The organism is Oceanobacillus longus (assembly GCF_042650085.1).
GTDB classification, from domain to species: Bacteria; Bacillota; Bacilli; order Bacillales; family Amphibacillaceae; genus Oceanobacillus; species Oceanobacillus longus.
Genome location: NZ_JBHSAO010000008.1, coordinates 154,289 through 173,373, shown reverse-complemented (window position 1 = coordinate 173,373; position 19,085 = coordinate 154,289). Strand labels below are relative to the sequence as shown.

Sequence of the window (19,085 nt, the reverse complement as noted above, 5' to 3'; positions counted from 1 at the left end):
TAGGGTCACCTCAAACCTGTCCCTCTGTATCTGCATTAATCTGTTTCTTCTTCATCTGATAGTTGATAGGATCCATAATCTTCACCATAGTATTTATTGTAGCGCTGTTTAAACTTGCTGAATAAGTAGGTTACGATTACTTTTAACATGGCATACCCAGGAATACCAAGTATTACCCCAATAATTCCAATTAAATTTCCTGCAATAAGTAAAACAATAATAATGGTGAGAGGATGTATTTTCATTGTTCTCCCCATAATATTTGGTGAAACAAAATTTCCTTCCAAAAATTGTACTGCTGCCCATACGATTGCTAGTTTTAATAACATAAATGGCGAATCAACCAAGGCAATAATAATCGCCGGAATAATTGCAATGGTTGGTCCTAGATAGGGAACGACACTCGTTATAGCAGCAATGATTGCAAGCGTGATCGCATAATCCAATCCAATGATTAGATAACCAATAAATAGTAAAATACCGATACAAGAAGCAACAATGATTTGTCCTTGAATATACGAACCAACTTGAGTATCCATATTATGTAAGATATGGTTTACATCTTTTCTATATTTTGGAGGCAATAATTTTAAAGAAAAACGTTTGAATCTATCTCCATCTTTTAATAGGAAAAAGAGAATAAATGGAAATGTAATGATAGTAACAACAACGGTCGTAAGTGTATTTGCTACATTCCGAACACTTTGAAAGGCATCAACTAAATAGCCGCCGATCATTTCGGGTATGTCACTGAAATTAGTTATAAACCAGTTATACCCTTCATCATAATAAGGACCTAAAAATGAGTTTTGCAACCAGGTTGTGATGCCTTCACCCATTTGGTTTAAATAGGTTGGGAAATTTTCAGCTAGATCTGTCACCTGACTTTGAATCGCAGGGGCTGAAAGCAGGATGATCCCGGTTAATAGACCACTAATACCCAAAATAATAATCAGAATTCCCCAAATACGTTTAATTCGCATTCGCTCCAACAGGTTTACGATTGGATTTAATAAATAATAGACAATAAATGCCAGGATAACTGGGGGTGCAATCGTTGAAAGAATGACATTCAACGGATAAAAGATAAATGAAATTTGATTGTAAATAAAGATAGTTATACCTATTAGTAATAATAGGGCCAACATATAAAATAAATCACGACCACCTAGAAAACGCATAAATCTACTCGTCTGCTTCATCTTTAGTCTCCTTTTTTAATGTAATTATAGATGAATTAGCGGGAATATTCTATTAGAAAAGAGCTTAAACCAAATAGGCGATTACCCGTCATACTTTAGTAATCGCCAATATTGGTATAAGTTGTACCCCTTAATGTAAGAACGGTGCAAGTTCCTTAAGCTTGTCTTCAGGTAGTGCTTTTTCTATCATTGGAAAAATCACACGTTCTTCTTTTCGAATATGTGTTTCCAACAGGCTGCCCAACTCGTGCATCAGGTCTAAGTTAATCGTTTCGGAACGTATAAGTTCATTGATCCTGGCCCGTATTTTAACATGTTCTAAAAGCATTTCCACTATTTCTGGTTGATCAATAGCTGCATATTGGTCGTATGCGGGGAGAAGAATTTCCTCTTCTTCTCGGAAATGTTGTTGCCCATTCGGATTCCAGAAATCTGTGGCTTCTTGTTTTATTTCATCTACCGTTAATCGACTTTCTTCTTTTCCAGCTCTTTTTAATTTTAATGCTAAGTGCAGACCAATCATATGGTGACGTGACAAAGGTTTCAGTGATTCATGACGTTTGATACCCTTATGTTTTGTCATTAAAGTGCCTCCTCTTAAGGAATGTGTGGAGAAAGGGTAGGGGTTATTGAGAAGGTTTAGGAGCTTTAGCATTGTTAAGAAGAGTATATCCTTATTTGGTAAGTAAAATCAAACAGTAGAGGAATGGAATCTTTTTATAAATAATCATGCACACTTTGAAACTTCTTGCATATATTAACTTCTGTGTGAGAAATTTATTAGGAAGGAAGTAGACTTATGGATACCAATGGGATGATAAGCTCAAATATCAACGAGATAAATGGTGGGGGATATAGAATTATTGAAGTAAATCTGTCTGACTCATCGGATAATTTATATGCAGTATGCACGCCAGTTAGAAAGTAGCAAGATTGCTTTTGGAAAGAGCATCTCTTTTGTATGTTTACATAGGAGAGATGCTTTTTTTATTTCCTTGTATTATAAGATATAGAATAGAAAAAGATAATATTTTTAAAAAATTGTCTAATCAGTTATGATGCGAAGAGTATTTTTCTGGATTCGTATCTCCGACATTTACAAGAAGAGGTAACAACTTGAAAAAGAAAGTGTATTTAAATTATGATGGCGGAGTAGATGATTCAGTTTCGTTATTTTTATTACTGCAAATGGAAGATATTGATTTAACTGGTGTAAGTGTAATTCCTGCCGACTGCTATTTGGAGCCCGCCGTATTTGCCAGCAGAAAAATAATCGACCGTTTTGGGCAAGGAAAAGAACTTTTCAATCAAAAAATGTAAATAGTCAAGGCTGGCCGATGATTAATTGAAATGAGGATGAAAGCAATGTGCCTTCATCCTCATGCATTCGTTGAAAGTTCTTCCTTAAATTGGATTAATTGTTCCTCTCATTTATCTAACGTTTCTGTATCCGTACTTTTTCGAGAATCATTAATTGAATGGTGATAAGTATTTAATAATTCTTCGCACCATTGTTTTACTGAAGCAATGTACTCTGACAATTAAAGCCCTCCCAATAGTAGTCGTTATCAATATATGCTAGGAAAATTTTAAACGATATACCAGCCTTTCCTATTCATAGTTGTCCTCTCTTCACCAGTAAAAAGGGGACTGTGTAAGAGATAGAACTGGCAACATTGTAACTAGTCTGTAACTTCAACCTCTTACCATTTCATATAACAATAGAAAGGGGTTGTTTTTTTGTTAACTGCAAAAAGAAATTGGCTCATTGGTTTATGTTTAACATTAGTAGTTTCTTTGTTTGGTTTACCTTCTGTCACCAAAGCAGAAGTGGATACCATTTCTGGATCTTATGGTGGAAAGACCTTTGATTTATATATTCCAAGTGACTATGATCAAAGTCAAGATTATCCATTATATGTGATGCTTCATGGCTGTACTCAGGATGCTAGTCAGTTTGCTGCAGGAACAAAAATGAATGCGCTCGCAGAGGAAGAGGGATTTCTCGTTCTTTATCCTGAGCAAAGTTCCGGTGCAAACGCAAGTAAATGTTGGAATTGGTTTGAAACATCTCATCAGTCCCGTGGAACTGGAGAGCCGAGTGTAATTGCTGGTATGGTTCAATTAGTAAAATCAGATTACTCTATTGAGGAAGATCAAGTATTTGTTGCAGGTCTCTCTTCCGGAGGAGCCATGAGCGTTATTATGGGTGCAACCTATCCGGATATTTTTTCAGGTGTCGGAGTTGGAGCGGGACTTGAATACAAAGCAGCAACGAATATGATTGATGCATTCCCTGCCATGTCGAGTGGTGGTCCCAACCCGTTACAGCAGGGAAGATTAGCTTACCAGGCAATGGGAAGTCAGGCTGATGTTTTGCCGGTGATTGTTGTTCATGGAACTTCTGACTATACAGTTAACAGGGTTAATGGAGATCAGGTCATTTCACAATGGGCGTTGACAAATGATTTGGCTGCAACAGGTTCTGAGGATGACTGGATTGATGATCAGCCTGATTATATAGAGAGTTTCCAAGTGCCGTCAGGAAAAAGTTATACCGTAAATGATTATACAGGTCAGGATGGTAAGGTTTGGATGAAGAAAGTAATTGTACAAAACATGGGGCATGCGTGGTCTGGGGGGAGTTCTGAAGGGAGCTATACAGATTCAAAGGGTCCTGATGCAAGTCAAATGATGTGGAAATTCTTTGAATCCTTTTCTAATGAAGATGATCCAGAACCAGACATACCTGAAACAACAGCAAGCCCGAATGGTGGAACATTTTATGATTCTGTTCGTGTTGAACTTAATACGAATGAACCAGCAACAATTTATTATACCGTAGATGGCACGAAGCCAAATGTTAACTCTACAATATATATGGAGCCGATTACGATTACAGAGGACACAACATTAAAATTTTTTAGCCAGGATAGTGATGGAAATACAGAATCAATAAAACAAGAAGCGTATATTATTGAAATGGTTACGCCAGGGGAACAGACAATCATATCCTCTATTGGTAGTGAAGATGGGTTTGTAGGGCGTTATACCGCCGACGGAAAAAGTAATCTGGCTATTAAGGTCGGGGATAAAGGAATGTATAATACTGATACGTATCGAGGTGTTTTATCTTTTGATACTAGTACACTAATAGAACCAATTCAATCTGCAAAGCTGCGTTTATACACCAAAGTAATTCAAGGATCGGTTTCATCACTTCAATTAGACATTAAAGCAGGTGTATATGGAAGTAGTTCCATGATTGAGCAGACGGATTATTCAAATGCGTCAACTGTATCCAATGTAGTAAGTTTTTCCAGTTCTGATGCTGCGTATATAGACGTTGAAATTCCGGTAAGTAGCTTGTCCAATTTAAACCTGAATGGAATGACACAATTTAGATTAAAGGCTGAAACGACAGCAGGATTCAACTCGAGCTTCATAGAGTTTTATGGAGGAGAAACGGCTAATTATGAACCGAAACTGATTTTTAATAGTGATAATTAAGCTGAGTTGTAGTAGGTAACTATAACGGTTATAATTTTATTTCCATGAAATTTTGTAGAATGTATCAGTACTTCATTGCTTAATGATTATAAAGTGGTCGACTGACATTTTTACTAATCTTCTTTGAATAGTATTGCGTAAGTTTTGCTTCGTATTACTTTCATTTTATAGGAAAAATCATAAAATAAATAAAAACCAAAAAGCACTTTAAAAATTCATTTCGGATTTTTAAAGTGTTTTTACTTCCAGGTAAGTGGTATTACTTTCTCAAGGCTATCATTACTTATTCCATAGTTTCATAGGATTTACTTGATCTTCACCTAATGACATTTGTATCATCGAAAGTGTACGTTCTGTTTTTGGTCTTTTTAAATAGTCATATATAGCTTTCGATTTTCCTAATCCCGCTTCGACCGCATCCTCAACCGAGGCACAATAGAACACCTTATCAATTCCCGCAAAGTACATAGCTGTGAGACACATTGGGCAAGGCTCTCCACTTGCATACATTATATAATTTGATAGATTGTTGGTTTGTAATTGCTCTTGGGATCGACGAATAGTTAATAATTCCGCATGACCACTAACATCAAAAGTTTTATGCAGTTCATTGACACCTTCAGCTACGATATTGTTATCTTTTACAAGTACTGCACCAAATGGTTGCCCACCATCATGCACGTTTTCTATAGCTAGTTCAATTGCTCGTTCCATGAATTTATCCATTCTAAACCTCCATAAATGTACTGTTTCCCTTACTGTACTTATATTAATTGGAATCTTCAATAGTTAGATTGTACAAAGGCAATAATAAATTCACTTCATCCCCAGTGGTTCCTTGTATTGGCGTTATCTTTTATTTTTGTCAATGTAAAACTAATGAAGAAAAAGACAGATATATATATAAGAGAGGTGAGGATGTGAGTCCAATAAATGTTACAAATTTATGACACATGATCCTAGCAAATTATGACATGTTTTGTCGAGTATATTGTAATTTTTATAATAGGTCGTGATAATAGTAATAGCTTATGTTGGGTTATAGAACTAATGACCTAAAAAACATTCAGATTAAATTCATGAAGGGAAGAAAATAAATGAAACAAGTAACAGAACCGGTTCCATCCAATTTACTAAAAGCAATTTTAAAAAAGAAGGAAGAAATGATTCAACTTGGAATGAAGTACGGATTGGTAAATCACAGAACAATAGAATGCAGTCAGCAACTAGATGGCCTTCTAAACCAATATAAAAATGATAGGCTCTTTTAACGTATCCAAAAAATCTAGACAGATAAGGAGATATTTTGTCATTACAATCAACAATGCGAACAGTAAATAATATTGTATCAGTACGTACTGTTAATTCAATGGTGCTATTTTTATGCGTTTTTTCATAAGATGGTAGAGAAAGTTGATATAATAAACACATATGAAATAGTTTACGATTGAGAAAAAATTAGCAACATAAGTAACATCCTTCTCCTAGGTGAATATCATGTATTTAAAAGGAGATGAGGTAAAAAGTGAATACAGAAAATAACGTTGAATATCATAATGACTTAAGGAATTTACATGATGAGTGTCAAAGGCTCATGAATCATCATGTGACTTTATCAATGGCAGATGGAAGTGCGATGGAGGGAATTATTGAGAATGTAGATAGGGATCATATCGATGTTTTAGTCGGTGAAGAGGTGATGGAGCGAGATAGCGAGAATGAATCTGATAATCGACAGTTTTATGGCGGTGGGTATGGACGTCCTAGGAGAAGTTTCCGACGTTTTAGACGTCGACGTTTTCCACTAGCGTCCTTAGCTGCTTTAGCACTTTTACCTTATATTGTTCCAACTCCATATCCTTATTACCCTTATCCGTACTATTGAAGAATATCAATTCGTTTTAAAGGGTGCGTAAGTTAAAATAGAATTATTACAAATGAAGATGTTTAACAAACAGTACCGTTGTTTAAACGGTACTGTTTTTAGTGCTCATTAAAAAAAGGTGATCAAAAGAGGTGATCAAAAGTGCTTATAACAATCTACTTAAAATAAGAGAATTTTTTTAAAGCAACGCAAATTGGAACAGCAATCATAATTCCTAATACATTTTGAAGCAGGTCTCCAGGTATCGAAGCTAAGGGTGTAATCCAATTAGCGAATAAAATGCTTTCACCAATGTAATAAACAGCTATCATAAATGGAATGGAAACGATTGTAGCAGTTAAGTTTAGAGCGATGCTATTACCTTTATGCCCATTTACCCAAGCAATTCTTCCAACTATGTATCCTTGCAAACCACGCGCTACAATCGTGATAGGCGCCCACAGCACCCAACCTCCAAGTATATCAAATAACCCCATTCCGATTGCACCTGCAAGAGCTCCTTTTTTTGGACCAAATAAAATTGATGCAATAAAAAGCATAGCTGTTCCTAGATGAACTAAACCACCACCATTTACACTAATAGGTAGTCTAATATTCAAAAAGACGGTTGAAACGAAAACAAGTGCTACTAACATTGATGTTAAAATTAAATCTAACGTTTTTTGACGTGACTTTGAATAACTTTGTGTATTTTGCATATCGATAAACCTTCCTAACTAGAATTTTTATCTAACTTTAGCAAAAGATTGGTATTTGCAAAAGTATCAATTTAATAAAAAACGTTAGGGTCAGTTTGTGAAAGTGCAACTAAGATTGTCACCGAAAAGCTTCGTGACAACCAAGTTTTCTAATGGTAATATGGATGAAGTTTAATGAATAGGCATTAAGGAGGTTATTATGAAAAAAGTTGCTGTATTACAGGATTTATCATCTTTTGGAAAATGTTCATTAACAGCTGCAATTCCAGTTCTTTCAGTAATGGGCGTGCAGGCATGTCCTTTACCAACGGCTGTACTCTCTGCGCAAACCGGCTATCCAAGTTTTTATTGCGAAGATTTTACGTCTAAAATGAAATATTTCATAGAGGAATGGAGTAAGCTTCATGTAACCTTTGATGGAATCTATACCGGTTTTGTTACAGGTAGTGATCAAATCAATAATATTTATCAATTTTTAGATGAATTTTATACAAAAGAAACGACCTTACTTGTTGATCCGGTAATGGGGGATACAGGAGAAGTCTATAAACATTTTACCGATGAATTGCTGTTGCAAATGAGAGAATTTGTGATGCATGCAGATGTGATTACACCAAATGTTACGGAAAGCTGTTTGTTATCTGGATTGTCTTATGAAAAACTACATAGCTATTCAAATGAAAAGGACTATATGGAGGCAATAGAAGAAGCTGGGAATATATTGCAGCAAGAAACTGGAGCTGAAGTTATTATCACTGGAGTAAATCCACCTTCGAAAGATTCAGATAGAATGGTTATCGGAAATATGTATTTAGATGGAAATAAAACTTTCTATCGTGCGATGCCGTATAATGGCAAAAGCTATTCTGGCACTGGTGATTTATTTGCATCTGTGATTATGGGAAGTATGATGCACGGAGAGAACCTGGAAAAATCTGTACAGCTTGCAGTGGCATTCCTGACAGAGGCCATCAATGATTCCTCCTTGGAACAAATTCCTGAAATAGAAGGAGTTAACTTTGAGAAATTTTTGCGAATGTTATTATAAAAAGGTTAACTCCATCCCCTGGAAGTTGAATTATTTATATGCTTTAATTTTAACCTATAATCAATTTAGCACCAATTGACAATTAGTAGGGTAAGCATGGTTACCCTTAATTGTTGTTATTCTGTGATTACCCAATTTGGCTAACTATTTATTTTCCATCATTGATTCCACGCAGTATCACTTTTCCATTTATCAAATCCCTTTCTGACAGAATACATGGGATTTCATACTCAATAAGTTTCCCTTCATTATCAAAAAACAAATAGCCTTCTTTTTCGTCATATATAAAGGAATTGATTTTCATATTTGGCGTAATTAACAAGGTCATCTTCTCGGTGTCATTCCACATTACCTTTACCATTGTTTTTTTATTTATTTTCTTTTCTACCAACGCTTTCATAGCGCTTAATGAAATGCCTTCTTCCATAGTGATTCCTCCAAGCTTTTTTCCAGCATACTGCCAGTTACTTATTTTTATTATTTGTCGAATCTAAGCACGGTATGTTCCTTATCTCTAACATACTTATAAGAAATAATCCAATAAAGTCTTCTGTGATTCCATATTGTTGCTTATATGGGAGGAAATGGAAGATAAAAAAATAATCCTATTACCTACTAGATGGTAAAACCTTATTTATTCTATCATTATAACAAGAAAAATAGAGATGGTAATGATTGAGATTACTGTGGTTGCAAGTATGTATAAAGGAACTTGTTTAACTAATGTATTATATTTTTCAGCAAAAACGTAAACAATTGCTCCCGTTGGTAATGCTGATAAAATGACAACAGAAACTGCCCATAGATGATCTTCCACTGGGAAAATATAATATACGAATAAAATAGCTAGTAATGGCAGGATAATTAATTTTAAGCTCAATAGCACAATAAATTCAGAAAGGTGATACTGTTTATTTCTTAAGACATTTCGTTCACTCGATAAGCCTAATCCTAGAGCAAATAAAGCAGTAGGGCCAGCGGCTGGGCCAAGAACTTCCGTAAATACATAAACAGATTGAGGAATCGGGATTTGTGAAATAGCCACGATAATTCCTAATAATAACGAAGCATTAATCGGGTTTAACACAACTGATTTTACAATCAATCCAAACAGAGGTAATATTTTTTCTTGTTCGTCGTGTTTTTTATTCATTACCTTTGCTACTTCAAAAGACACAATAACCAGTGTCACGATGCTTAGATCGTAAATAAATGTTACGATTGCGGCTGGTACTGCAGCTTCGTGTCCAAATGCTGCGATTAATAGCGGAATACCAAGAAATCCAGTATTTCCATATGTCGTAATCATCCCATACATGCTTAACTCAGGAAACTTCTTTTTAAATATGAATTTAAATAGGATAATAGTCAAAACAAAGCAACTTAAAATAATGCATAGATTAGTGAGAATAAAGTTCCAATTTGTAATTTGATCCACAGGTGCTGTAGATAGAGAAGAGAATAGTAATGCTGGAAGGGCAAAATAATAGACAAAATAGTTTAACGACTGTACCCCATTCAATGGTAATAATGAAAGCCTTCCAGCTAAAAACCCACATAAAATGATAGCAAAAATCGGAATAACCACCTGAAACAATACGAACATTGATACACCCCCTTTATATATTAAATCAAGAGACTAAAAGGGATTTTTATCATTTTCAGGATACACGGAAAATCCCCTAAGTTCCCTCACCGCTCGAGAAATCGGCAACCCAACCACATTATAATAATCTCCACTAATCTGCTTTACAAATATAGCCCCAACACTTTGAATCCCGTAAGCTCCCGCTTTATCATAAGGTTCCTTCGTAGCTATATACTGAACAGTTTCTTCCTCTGATAATGGCCAAAATTCTACTTCTGTTCGTTCAACAAATATAATTTCCTGATTTAACGAACGAATCAGTACACCGGTAAATACCTCGTGAACATCCCCGCTTAAAGCTGAAATCATTTGGTAAGCATCTTCCTTATTCTTAGGCTTTTCAAATATATTTTGATTGTAAGAAACCACCGTATCAGCAGACAAAATGACTTCATCGTTATGTTTAATAGTGACGCTTCGACCTTTTAGAATTGCTAACTGTCTAACTTTTTTTACTGGATCACGGGTAATGATTTGTGATTCATCTATGTTTGGTTTACGAATAGTAAAGGGAATTCGGACTTGGTTTAAGAGTTCCTGCCTTCTTGGTGAAGATGATGCAAGGATTAGTTTTTTTGTCATCTGTTATTTCTCCTTAAGTGTGCACTTATATGTCATATAAGTGCAGTATAGCAATATTTATTACCTGTCTCAATGTGGATCGTTACGTGTGCTTTATAGTAACAGATATCTATAATGAGAATAGTTAATAGAATACAGTAAATAAGAAGTGTATAATTCAGAATAGTAAACGATGTGAAGGAAGGGTTTAAGATGACATTACAACAGTTGAAATATGTGATTGAAGTGGCAAGAAGTCGTTCGATCAGCAAAGCGGCACAGAATTTGTTTATTAGTCAGCCAAGTCTTTCTAACGCACTAAAAGAGCTGGAGAAGGAAATGAGGATTACAATTTTTTCGCGGACCAATAAGGGAATTATGATTACTTCTGAAGGTACGGAGTTTTTAGGTTACGCTAGGCAGGTGGTTGAACAGTCAGAGCTTCTTGAAAATCGCTATTCCAATACACAATCGCCTCAGCAACATTTCTCTGTATCAGCCCAGCACTATGCATTTGCGGTGAGCGCCTTTGTACGACTGTTAAAAGAGTACAATCGGGAGGAATATGAGTTTACGTTACGGGAAACAAGAACATACGAAATCATTGATGATGTGAAAAACCTGCGTAGTGAAATTGGTATTTTGTATGTAAATGAGTTTAATAGTAAGGTTATCCATAAGTTTCTTAGAGAAGGAGATTTAAAGTTTTATGAGTTATTTGAAGCAAAACCACATGTGTTCATCAGTTCAAGTAACCCACTTGTGAAGCGGGATTATGTGACATTGAATGATTTACTTCCCTATCCATATCTCTCTTATGAACAAGGGGATTATAATTCTTTTTATTTTTCGGAGGAGATTTTGAGCACGCTTTCCAGGCCAAAAAATATTCGGGTTAGTGACCGGGCCACGTTATTTAATTTACTCATTGGCTTGAATGGCTATACAATTTCGACAGGGGTCATAAGTCAAGAATTAAACCATGACATTATCGCGGTTCCTTTGAAGGTGGATGAGCGGATAACTGTTGGCTATATTACCCATAAAAATGTAACGAATAGTACACTGGCCAATATATATATTGATTATTTAAAAGAAACGATTGCACAAGAAAAATCAAAGCTATAGTTGAAAGCTATAGCAATTCTCTGTGACAAAGAAGGGGCAATATTCCCTTGCATTAACACGAAATAGAGGGCTAGGATCTTAAGAATTGATGCTAATAAAAAACCCCTCTACTGCAGCTGCAATAGAGGGTTAAAAGGATTATGCAATATGATCCCGTCTGTCTATTTCTTTGTTTTCTCTCTTAATATAATATTTGCCTTTTGTAGCAAATGCTATAACCACGGTTAGTATAGATGCAAGTATGGCTGCAAAGAATGCGGCAGTGCTCTGTAGAAAGGTACCTAAGAACCCTAATGCAGCAATGGTTCCTAAGCCGCTTGATATAATCAAAGATCCTACACCAACCGGATTCCATTTATGCAGGTTTAGTTGTCTTGATTCATAATAGCCTGGACCAATTTTCAATATTCGCTTGACAACAACAGCATCGGTAACTAGAATTGCTGCCCAGGTCAAGAGGAAGACACCTTGAAAGGTCATCACCGCTTGAAGGTGATTTACAATTCCTCCAAGCATCAAGATAATTGCGGATACACCTGTAACAACAACCCAGAATCGTCGGCCAGGTGTAAATTTGAAAATATTTTCAAAGAAACTGGCTAGGGACAGTGAACCACTATAAATATTCGTAACATTGATTCGTACTTGCGTTAACAAGGTGAACAATACTCCCCAAACACCAAGCAATAGTACAATGTATACTCCAGGATTTGGCTCTCCTAGACGAACACCGAACCAGATGCCAAGACCACCCATAACACCAAAACAGAAAATTTGAGGAATAAATCCAATGGCAAATATTCCGATTTTCATATCCTTAGGCTTAAGGAAACGTGCATAGTCGGAAGCGAGTAGCGGAGTCAACCCCATGATTCCGTGCTGCATTCCAATACAAAGTAGTAATGCTGTTCCCCCGACTTGAACGCCCTCAGGCATATAAGACCAGAAGTTACCCTCATATAAAGAAGGCGTGCGTGTAGCCATAAAAATTGCTGCAATAAGGAAAATGAAGAATAGTGGTAATGACCACTTTTGCAGTTTATCCAATTGTTTGATTCCAAACCAATTTAATGGAATGACAATGGAACCGAAGAAAATAATTAATACCCATTCAGGGATAGTGGGTATAAATGCGTGAACGGCAGTCACTAAAATCATGCCTTCAAGCGCACAGTACATAATAAAATTAGTGGCGTAAATAAATGAGGTTAAAGATGCACCAATATAGCCAAACCCACCACCTCTGGATAATAAATTAACATTCATTCCCGATTTAGCAGATAAATAAGCAATGAACGTTCCCAAAATACCAGCAACAATGATGGCATATACGGCAGATATAATTGCATTAATCGCACCAAATTGAAGTGCCATTACACTTCCCATCTGAAAGTAAAATATGGCTGTTGCAATACCAAAGGTGATATTCGTAATACTTAACCACCCCATGTTCCTTTTACTACGAGGTACTCGATCTAATGAGTAATCATCACTTTTATTATCCTCGACTTTGTGATCTGTAGACGTAACAGATCTCATACATATCATCTCCTCATTCTCCTTGTGAATATAATCACAAGATTGTTTTATTAGATTTGTGACTGTGTCCCAAATTTTACAACCGTTTTTAAGTATAGCATTATTCATGAATTGAAGCAAAAATGCCTTAGAGCAAGGTTGAGTAAAGCACTTGTGGGAGACATAGGGACAGCTTTACTGTCCCTATGAAGTTTTCTTTAAATGACTTTCATTCATAAACGGGGACAAGGTTCCTGGCCCCTTGTCCTCTAAGGGATGGTTTCCTATTCTATTTAAACAAGTCTATTAAACGATCCCAGAAGCTTTTTTCTTCTTTCTGTACTTCTTCGGTTGTTTCCGTTTCTTCAATATCGATACCTTCTGTTTGTAGCACGAATTGCACAGTATTTACTTTTTCGTTTTTACTAGATACGAATGAAACTGGCTCAAAGTCTGATGTATCATAGTCTTCCAACAGTGCATCGGCTTCTGCTTCGATTTGTCCTGGTAAATCACTTGTGGATTCCTGTAATTCCGTTGTGCCACTATGAAGTTCACTTGCACCACTATGAAGCGATACGGTGCCATCTGATAGCTCTTGAATTCCGGAATCAAGCTCGCTATACGATCCTGCCAGTTCGCTTACACCATCTGTATAGCTCACTAAGCCACTATGGAAGGATTGATATTGCGATGATAGTGATGATAGGCCATCCTGTAATTCTGCAAGACCTTCCATGGCATCCATGCTTTCGATGGAAGTGGAGAGTCCTGTTGCCATGGTTTCTAAATTGCCCGCCATTTCTCTAATTGAACCTGCAACTTGTTCTAAAGTTCCATCGACGGCACCGAATGCCTCTTGTACAGCAGAATAAGTTTCTTTTGCTATACGTGCTGCGGAATACGTTTCAACTAATTGATCAACAACATCAGCATTTTCACTAGTTTCATATAATGCTTGAATATCAGCGTCACTAATATTATAAGTTGGGATGGCTGTCATTGCGTCATTTAATGTGCTATAAGCTGCCCCATAGTTTTCTTTCAATGTATCCAGACCACTGGCAGATTCTTGTAAGCCACCTGCAATTTGTTGAAGTCCCTCAGGCAATGTTTCTAGTTCGCTCATATCCATGCTGTCAGAGCTTCCTTGCATCGACTCACTCATTGTTTGAAGTGCATTTTGAATGGATGTTGAACCATTTATCAATTCAGAAGAAGATTGGTTTAGTTCAGCGATTCCATTTCGATACGCAGAGGACCCATTACTTAAATCCGCTGCGCCATTATTTAAATCAGAAATTCCTTGATTTAATTGGCCGACGCCATCATTTACGTCCGTAATAGCTGTAGAGAGAGACTGCATGTCACCAGTCATATCACCTAAATCCAGACCATCCATGGACATGGAAGAGGGTGTAGCAACCATTTCAATTGGCTCCATTTCAAAGTTTACGACATCCGCTTCGACAACAAGCTCCTCTTCTTTTTCGGGCATAACGGTAAATGTAATCTGCTTGTTTTTCCCTGCATTTGCTTCGGTCCCATCTGCTGCTTGAATGTTGTCAAAGACGGATGGATCGAGAGTGAGCGATAGTTGCATGAGATAGTTTTCAAAGAATACGGGATCAACATCATTATTCGCTGTGGTTGTAATTATAATTTCCAATTGGCCACTTTTACCTGCTACATCGGATGGAGAGATTTCCTCCCCGTCTAATAGATAAGTAATCACAATATTCCATGGAAGTGATTGATTCTCCATATTTCCTTGGTAATAGAATTCTTCTTCAGTTGCTTTAAATTGAAGCGTGTTGTCTTCTGTTTCTTCAATCTCAGTTAAGTTCGTTAAATTCCTTACGCTTGCATAATCACCATAGTCGGTGATTTTTCCAGGTTCGGTTACATGAAATGTGTTGACGACATAGATTTGTTGTTGTAAGCCGTTTGCATCCAGGTTTCCGTAAATGACTTCATCTTTTGTAGAAAATGCTCCATTCTCTGTTGCTCCCTCATTCTCCTCGTTCGTACCCTCATTTGACAGAGCGGAGATTGGGAAAAAGGGAAATACAAACAAGATTGTCATAAACATAAGTCCAATTTTTTTGAATCGCATTCAGATCATTTCTCCTTATAAAAGTTTGCTTTCCATGTTGTTTTTTCAATCAGTCGATCAAATACGAGTAGTAATGCAGGTAGGAAGAGAATGACCATCACAAATGCGAGTAGTGCTCCTCTGCCAAGTAATAGACCGATTGACGACACGATTGGGTTGGTGGAAGTAATCCAAAGTATAAATCCAACACTCGATAAGATTGAAGCAGATATCGCTATGGAAAATATTTTCTCATTAACGGTTTTCTTAATCGCGGCTAATGCGGTCATCTCTTTCCGGTTTTCCTTATATGCTTCCGTTAATAAGATGGCATAATCGACGGTTGCTGCGAGCTGTACTGTACTAATAATTAGATATCCCACATAAACGAGGGGGGTGTTTGTGAAATATGGGATGGATAAATTGATCCAAACTGCAGACTGAATGGTTAGTAACAATACGATTGGAATCGAAATCGATTTAAATGTAATAAGTAGCACGAGCGCAATCGTAATAATTGTCAGCAGGTTGACAACAGTGTTATCTTTTTGAACGACATTCTTAATATCGTAAAGTGTTACACCTTCCCCAAGCAGATGAAATTCGTCCCCGTAATAATCTGCTGTCGTAGCTTTCACTGAGTCAATTAGCGCAAATGCTTTGTCACCTTCTGCACCTGTATTTGTATTTAAAATGATTCGGCTATAATTTTCTGAATAAAATTGCTCTGTCACAGATTGATCCAAATACTCTGGTGGAATAACAGTGCCAACTGTATTCACATAGGACACGATACTTGTCACTCCATCCATATCTTGGAAGTCTTCAACGAGTTCTTCTTCTCTGGCGATATCATCGTTTGGTACAAGTACGACGATTGGTGTGAATTTACCAAACACTTCTTCAATATGTGCTAAGTCACTTCCGGTACGTAATTCTTCTGATTGTTCGCCAATCCCATAAATGAAATTCGTTTGACTTTGTCCTAAAAAGGTAGGAACAATCAGTACGAGTACAACGATTAGAGCAGGAATTCGAAGTTTTACGACAAAACTGCCAATCTTAGGCATACTGGGGAGTAGTTGCTTATGCTGCGTTTTATCAATCCACTTATAAAAGGTTAATGTTAGTGCTGGCAAGAAAATCATCACACTGAGGAAGCTCAGTAAAATGCCTTTTACAAGGTTTACACCTAAATCAGCACCAATTTCAAAGTTCATAAATGTCAATGCGATAAATCCGAAGAAGGTGGTGGAAGCACTCGCTGCGATTGCAGGGAAGGATCGCTTCATCGCAAGTAGCATTGCTTCTTCAGGATCTGCTACTTTCTTACGGTAGTCGGAAAAACTATGTAGTAAGAAAATCGCATAATCGAGTGATACGGCAAGCTGTAAAATTGGCGCAACCGACTGGGTTACAAAGGATATTTCCCCGACAAAAACGTTGGTACCTAAGTTAATAAGTACTGAAACACCAATCGCGGTTAGGAAAAATACTGGTTCTATCCATGATCTGGTCGACAGAATTAAAATGAGAATAATGATTGGTATTAATAATGCAGCTGCATACATGGATTCCGTCCCAGCCATTTTTTGAGATGTCGCTGTATCAAGTGCTTCCCCAGCCAACGCATTTTCTTCACCGATTAATTCATAGACTGCATCGGTCGTTGTCACTTCCTGGCCTTCTTCAATGTGAAAAGATATAAGTGCTTTTTCATCTTTATAGTAAGACTCCACTGTCTCACTATCCGCCATCTCGAGTGGTGTTTTAATATCGATTATATCATCGAGCCAAGTGACATTATTGACGCCATCCATATTTTCAAGTTTTTCTTTATAGGAAAGGGCCTCTTGGATTGAAGCGCCATGAATCATGACCCGACTATTTTCAATGGCTCCATCAAATTCTGTTTCCATCACATCCATCGCTTCGGTGGATGGTGCATCTTCTGGTAAGTAATCGACCATATTGTAATTCACGGAAACAGTAAATTGCGCGAATACGCTGATAACAGCGATCATCAGGAATGTGATGACAATTGGTTTTTTACGTTTTATTATTCGTGATGTTATGTCAATCGGGATTCATCCTCTCTTGAATATTCTTTTCGAACACTATAATATTATAAGCGACACTATGTTGGATTTACAACAAACAGTTTTATAGTTAACGTATTAAGGACAACATATTTGAAGTAAGTGTTGGATAATTGATAAAAGAAAGAGTGAATAGATATGGTGAATGAAAAATTGGATCGAAGGAAGAAATATACGCGAATGGTATTAAAGGATGGTTTGATTGCTTTACTGAAAACGAAGCCGATCTCTGCCGTTACGGTAAAAGAAATATGTGAGCTTGCAGACATTAATCGCTCGACATTTTATTCCCATTATAAAGACCCATTTGACTTACTGGATCAAATGGAAGAAGAAATCATTGAAGATATGAACACCTATCTTAATCAATATAATTTCACAAAAGAAGAGGAATCTTTAAAGATGACAGAGCGGTTGTTGGAGTATATTTTCTCAAAGCGGGAGATTTGCCATACACTTCTGAACGAAAATGGGGATTCATCATTTGAAACACGGGTCATGACAGTGGCGCAGAAGTTTCTCATTCAAAACTGGATGGACATCAATGCGTTCCAAACGAATCGTTACGAATATGTGAGCGTATTTGTTATCAGTGGAAGTATCCATATCATCAAACACTGGCTTGCCAACAACATGGACCAAACTCCAAAAGAAATAGCCCTGATTATCAACCATATTGCTAATAACGGCTTGAAGGGGTAAGGCGGTCAAAAAGCGGGACGGGGTGACAGGTTTACTGTCACAATGAAGTTTTCTAATTAAATGACTTTCATTCATAAACTGGGACAAGGTTCCTGTGAACCCCAACCCCAACCAATCCCCATCACAGTAAAGAGGACCCAAACTTGTTATAATTAATTAATAATCAGAAAGAAGGGGACATCAACATGTTACAAAAACTTTCAGCTGGAAATCATGCACAACCATTTAGAGGGCCTTTTTCCATTACACGCATTCAGCCAAGTGATATTTTGAAAGAAGAAACGGATGATTCAGCATTTGGCCCCTTAAGCAATATTGATTATGCGGTGATGAAAAAGGGCCTAACAGTTAAAATGCATGAGCATGTGAATGATGAAATTTTGAGCTATGTATGGAAAGGAACTTCTTACCATAAAGACTCAGCAGGGTTTGAAGCCCCGATTGCACCAGGTAAACTAATGATGATGAATGCAGGATTTAGCTTTTGGCATGAGGAAAAAGTAAAAAAAGATTCTGTAGAAATGCTACAAATTTTTATTCGACCTCATAAAACAGATCTTAAACCAGCTATTCAATTTCACGACAAACCAACAGATAATCGAAATTGGTATTTGATGGTAGGTCCGGAAGATAGTCAAGCTCCTTTATATATTCGACAAAACACCTACATATTGGATGCCCATCCGAAAGCTGGAGACAAATTAGAAATACCTCATTATAAAGGACTTAAGCCCTTTTTATATGTATTAGATGGAAAAATCACAATGAATGACATGGAGATTACTAATCAGGAAGCCATTACCGATTTAGAAGATCCACTACCATTTTTAACTGCCAATGAAGATACCACGATGGTATTATTTTTCGTTGATATGCATGCACCGATGTCGATGGAAGGAACGATTAGTGGATTGGGACTTAGACGGGAGTAGGACACTATCCTCGGACAAGGACCCCACGTTCCCTGTACGGCTTCTCATTTTCAAGGTAT

General features: G+C 36.8%; 18 protein-coding genes and 1 pseudogene. 9 read left to right on the top strand and 10 right to left on the bottom strand.

The annotated features are described in order from the left end of the window. Positions 1 to 35: 35 nt before the first annotated feature. Entirely contained in the window at positions 36 to 1,202 is a 1,167-nt protein-coding gene (locus tag ACFOUV_RS11485) for an AI-2E family transporter (RefSeq protein WP_379496912.1), read from the bottom strand. A gap of 130 nt (positions 1,203 to 1,332) precedes the next feature. After that, positions 1,333 to 1,785 carry a hemerythrin domain-containing protein gene (locus ACFOUV_RS11480; protein ID WP_379496911.1) on the bottom strand — a complete coding sequence of 151 codons (453 nt, stop codon included), beginning with the start codon at positions 1,783 to 1,785 and terminating at the stop codon, positions 1,333 to 1,335. Positions 1,786 to 2,001: 216 nt separating this feature from the next. Here ACFOUV_RS11480 and ACFOUV_RS11475 point away from each other — a divergent pair, with 216 nt between their 5' ends. From ACFOUV_RS11475 to ACFOUV_RS11465, 3 genes and pseudogenes are all read left to right on the top strand, one after another. Continuing rightward, positions 2,002 to 2,130, top strand: a complete 129-nt coding sequence (locus ACFOUV_RS11475) for a hypothetical protein (RefSeq protein ID WP_379496910.1) — start codon at positions 2,002 to 2,004, stop codon at positions 2,128 to 2,130. A gap of 188 nt (positions 2,131 to 2,318) precedes the next feature. Further along, positions 2,319 to 2,495: pseudogene (locus ACFOUV_RS11470) on the top strand (nucleoside hydrolase); the annotation flags it as partial. A 447-nt stretch (positions 2,496 to 2,942) separates the two neighbouring features. Then, positions 2,943 to 4,712 (top strand): extracellular catalytic domain type 1 short-chain-length polyhydroxyalkanoate depolymerase, encoded by a 1,770-nt coding sequence (locus tag ACFOUV_RS11465; protein ID WP_379496909.1) that lies wholly within the window; start codon positions 2,943 to 2,945, stop codon positions 4,710 to 4,712. 279 nt (positions 4,713 to 4,991) lie between these two features. Here the strand turns inward: ACFOUV_RS11465 and ACFOUV_RS11460 are convergent, their stop codons facing one another. Then, positions 4,992 to 5,438: a nucleoside deaminase gene (locus tag ACFOUV_RS11460; RefSeq protein ID WP_379496908.1), complete on the bottom strand. Its 447-nt coding sequence runs from the start codon at positions 5,436 to 5,438 to the stop codon at positions 4,992 to 4,994. A gap of 371 nt (positions 5,439 to 5,809) precedes the next feature. Here ACFOUV_RS11460 and ACFOUV_RS11455 point away from each other — a divergent pair, with 371 nt between their 5' ends. Both ACFOUV_RS11455 and ACFOUV_RS11450 read left to right on the top strand, forming a co-directional pair. Next, positions 5,810 to 5,983 (top strand): aspartyl-phosphate phosphatase Spo0E family protein, encoded by a 174-nt coding sequence (locus ACFOUV_RS11455; RefSeq protein ID WP_379496907.1) that lies wholly within the window; start codon positions 5,810 to 5,812, stop codon positions 5,981 to 5,983. A 254-nt stretch (positions 5,984 to 6,237) separates the two neighbouring features. Further along, on the top strand, positions 6,238 to 6,597 hold the full coding sequence (locus tag ACFOUV_RS11450) for a small nuclear ribonucleoprotein (RefSeq protein WP_379496906.1): 360 nt from the start codon (positions 6,238 to 6,240) through the stop codon (positions 6,595 to 6,597). A 155-nt stretch (positions 6,598 to 6,752) separates the two neighbouring features. Here the strand turns inward: ACFOUV_RS11450 and ACFOUV_RS11445 are convergent, their stop codons facing one another. Further along, positions 6,753 to 7,295 (bottom strand): ECF transporter S component, encoded by a 543-nt coding sequence (locus ACFOUV_RS11445; protein ID WP_379496905.1) that lies wholly within the window; start codon positions 7,293 to 7,295, stop codon positions 6,753 to 6,755. 199 nt (positions 7,296 to 7,494) lie between these two features. Between ACFOUV_RS11445 and ACFOUV_RS11440 the strand changes: the two genes are divergently transcribed. Next, the gene (locus tag ACFOUV_RS11440; protein ID WP_379496904.1) at positions 7,495 to 8,343 is read left to right on the top strand and encodes a pyridoxamine kinase; all 849 of its coding nucleotides are present in this window, start codon (positions 7,495 to 7,497) and stop codon (positions 8,341 to 8,343) included. A 148-nt stretch (positions 8,344 to 8,491) separates the two neighbouring features. Here the strand turns inward: ACFOUV_RS11440 and ACFOUV_RS11435 are convergent, their stop codons facing one another. From ACFOUV_RS11435 to ACFOUV_RS11425, 3 genes are all read right to left on the bottom strand, one after another. Next, positions 8,492 to 8,770 carry a hypothetical protein gene (locus ACFOUV_RS11435; protein ID WP_379496903.1) on the bottom strand — a complete coding sequence of 93 codons (279 nt, stop codon included), beginning with the start codon at positions 8,768 to 8,770 and terminating at the stop codon, positions 8,492 to 8,494. 207 nt (positions 8,771 to 8,977) lie between these two features. Beyond that, positions 8,978 to 9,949 (bottom strand): AEC family transporter, encoded by a 972-nt coding sequence (locus ACFOUV_RS11430; protein ID WP_379496902.1) that lies wholly within the window; start codon positions 9,947 to 9,949, stop codon positions 8,978 to 8,980. A 33-nt stretch (positions 9,950 to 9,982) separates the two neighbouring features. Continuing rightward, positions 9,983 to 10,573, bottom strand: a complete 591-nt coding sequence (locus tag ACFOUV_RS11425; RefSeq protein ID WP_379496901.1) for a Maf family protein — start codon at positions 10,571 to 10,573, stop codon at positions 9,983 to 9,985. A 192-nt stretch (positions 10,574 to 10,765) separates the two neighbouring features. Here ACFOUV_RS11425 and ACFOUV_RS11420 point away from each other — a divergent pair, with 192 nt between their 5' ends. Next, positions 10,766 to 11,680, top strand: coding sequence for a LysR family transcriptional regulator (locus ACFOUV_RS11420; protein ID WP_379496900.1), 915 nt, complete (start codon positions 10,766 to 10,768; stop codon positions 11,678 to 11,680). Positions 11,681 to 11,818: 138 nt separating this feature from the next. On the opposite strand, the gene ACFOUV_RS11415 is transcribed toward ACFOUV_RS11420, so the two are convergent. The 3 genes from ACFOUV_RS11415 to ACFOUV_RS11405 form a co-directional block, all read right to left on the bottom strand. Beyond that, the gene (locus tag ACFOUV_RS11415) at positions 11,819 to 13,219 is read right to left on the bottom strand and encodes a purine-cytosine permease family protein (protein WP_379496899.1); all 1,401 of its coding nucleotides are present in this window, start codon (positions 13,217 to 13,219) and stop codon (positions 11,819 to 11,821) included. Positions 13,220 to 13,487: 268 nt separating this feature from the next. Beyond that, positions 13,488 to 15,314: a YhgE/Pip domain-containing protein gene (locus tag ACFOUV_RS11410; RefSeq protein ID WP_379496898.1), complete on the bottom strand. Its 1,827-nt coding sequence runs from the start codon at positions 15,312 to 15,314 to the stop codon at positions 13,488 to 13,490. 5 nt (positions 15,315 to 15,319) lie between these two features. Next, positions 15,320 to 17,263 (bottom strand): efflux RND transporter permease subunit, encoded by a 1,944-nt coding sequence (locus ACFOUV_RS11405; RefSeq protein ID WP_379496897.1) that lies wholly within the window; start codon positions 17,261 to 17,263, stop codon positions 15,320 to 15,322. A gap of 267 nt (positions 17,264 to 17,530) precedes the next feature. On the opposite strand from ACFOUV_RS11405, the gene ACFOUV_RS11400 reads away from it, so the two are divergent. Further along, on the top strand, positions 17,531 to 18,094 hold the full coding sequence (locus ACFOUV_RS11400) for a TetR/AcrR family transcriptional regulator (RefSeq protein ID WP_379496896.1): 564 nt from the start codon (positions 17,531 to 17,533) through the stop codon (positions 18,092 to 18,094). Between the two features lie 185 nt (positions 18,095 to 18,279). Beyond that, positions 18,280 to 19,026 carry a pirin family protein gene (locus ACFOUV_RS11395; protein ID WP_379496895.1) on the top strand — a complete coding sequence of 249 codons (747 nt, stop codon included), beginning with the start codon at positions 18,280 to 18,282 and terminating at the stop codon, positions 19,024 to 19,026. Positions 19,027 to 19,085: the final 59 nt, after the last annotated feature.

What these genes read in the sequence shown, in the direction of transcription:
- ACFOUV_RS11485 (WP_379496912.1), bottom strand. Translation starts at nt 1,202, where the DNA reads ATGAAGCAGACGAGTAGATTTATGCGTTTTCTAGGTGGTCGTGATTTA.
- ACFOUV_RS11480 (WP_379496911.1), bottom strand. Translation starts at nt 1,785, where the DNA reads ATGACAAAACATAAGGGTATCAAACGTCATGAATCACTGAAACCTTTG.
- ACFOUV_RS11475 (WP_379496910.1), top strand. Translation starts at nt 2,002, where the DNA reads ATGGATACCAATGGGATGATAAGCTCAAATATCAACGAGATAAATGGT.
- ACFOUV_RS11460 (WP_379496908.1), bottom strand. Translation starts at nt 5,438, where the DNA reads ATGGATAAATTCATGGAACGAGCAATTGAACTAGCTATAGAAAACGTG.
- ACFOUV_RS11455 (WP_379496907.1), top strand. Translation starts at nt 5,810, where the DNA reads ATGAAACAAGTAACAGAACCGGTTCCATCCAATTTACTAAAAGCAATT.
- ACFOUV_RS11445 (WP_379496905.1), bottom strand. Translation starts at nt 7,295, where the DNA reads ATGCAAAATACACAAAGTTATTCAAAGTCACGTCAAAAAACGTTAGAT.
- ACFOUV_RS11440 (WP_379496904.1), top strand. Translation starts at nt 7,495, where the DNA reads ATGAAAAAAGTTGCTGTATTACAGGATTTATCATCTTTTGGAAAATGT.
- ACFOUV_RS11435 (WP_379496903.1), bottom strand. Translation starts at nt 8,770, where the DNA reads ATGGAAGAAGGCATTTCATTAAGCGCTATGAAAGCGTTGGTAGAAAAG.
- ACFOUV_RS11430 (WP_379496902.1), bottom strand. Translation starts at nt 9,949, where the DNA reads ATGTTCGTATTGTTTCAGGTGGTTATTCCGATTTTTGCTATCATTTTA.
- ACFOUV_RS11425 (WP_379496901.1), bottom strand. Translation starts at nt 10,573, where the DNA reads ATGACAAAAAAACTAATCCTTGCATCATCTTCACCAAGAAGGCAGGAA.
- ACFOUV_RS11420 (WP_379496900.1), top strand. Translation starts at nt 10,766, where the DNA reads ATGACATTACAACAGTTGAAATATGTGATTGAAGTGGCAAGAAGTCGT.
- ACFOUV_RS11415 (WP_379496899.1), bottom strand. Translation starts at nt 13,219, where the DNA reads ATGAGATCTGTTACGTCTACAGATCACAAAGTCGAGGATAATAAAAGT.
- ACFOUV_RS11410 (WP_379496898.1), bottom strand. Translation starts at nt 15,314, where the DNA reads ATGCGATTCAAAAAAATTGGACTTATGTTTATGACAATCTTGTTTGTA.
- ACFOUV_RS11405 (WP_379496897.1), bottom strand. Translation starts at nt 17,263, where the DNA reads ATGGTCGATTACTTACCAGAAGATGCACCATCCACCGAAGCGATGGAT.
- ACFOUV_RS11400 (WP_379496896.1), top strand. Translation starts at nt 17,531, where the DNA reads ATGGTGAATGAAAAATTGGATCGAAGGAAGAAATATACGCGAATGGTA.
- ACFOUV_RS11395 (WP_379496895.1), top strand. Translation starts at nt 18,280, where the DNA reads ATGTTACAAAAACTTTCAGCTGGAAATCATGCACAACCATTTAGAGGG.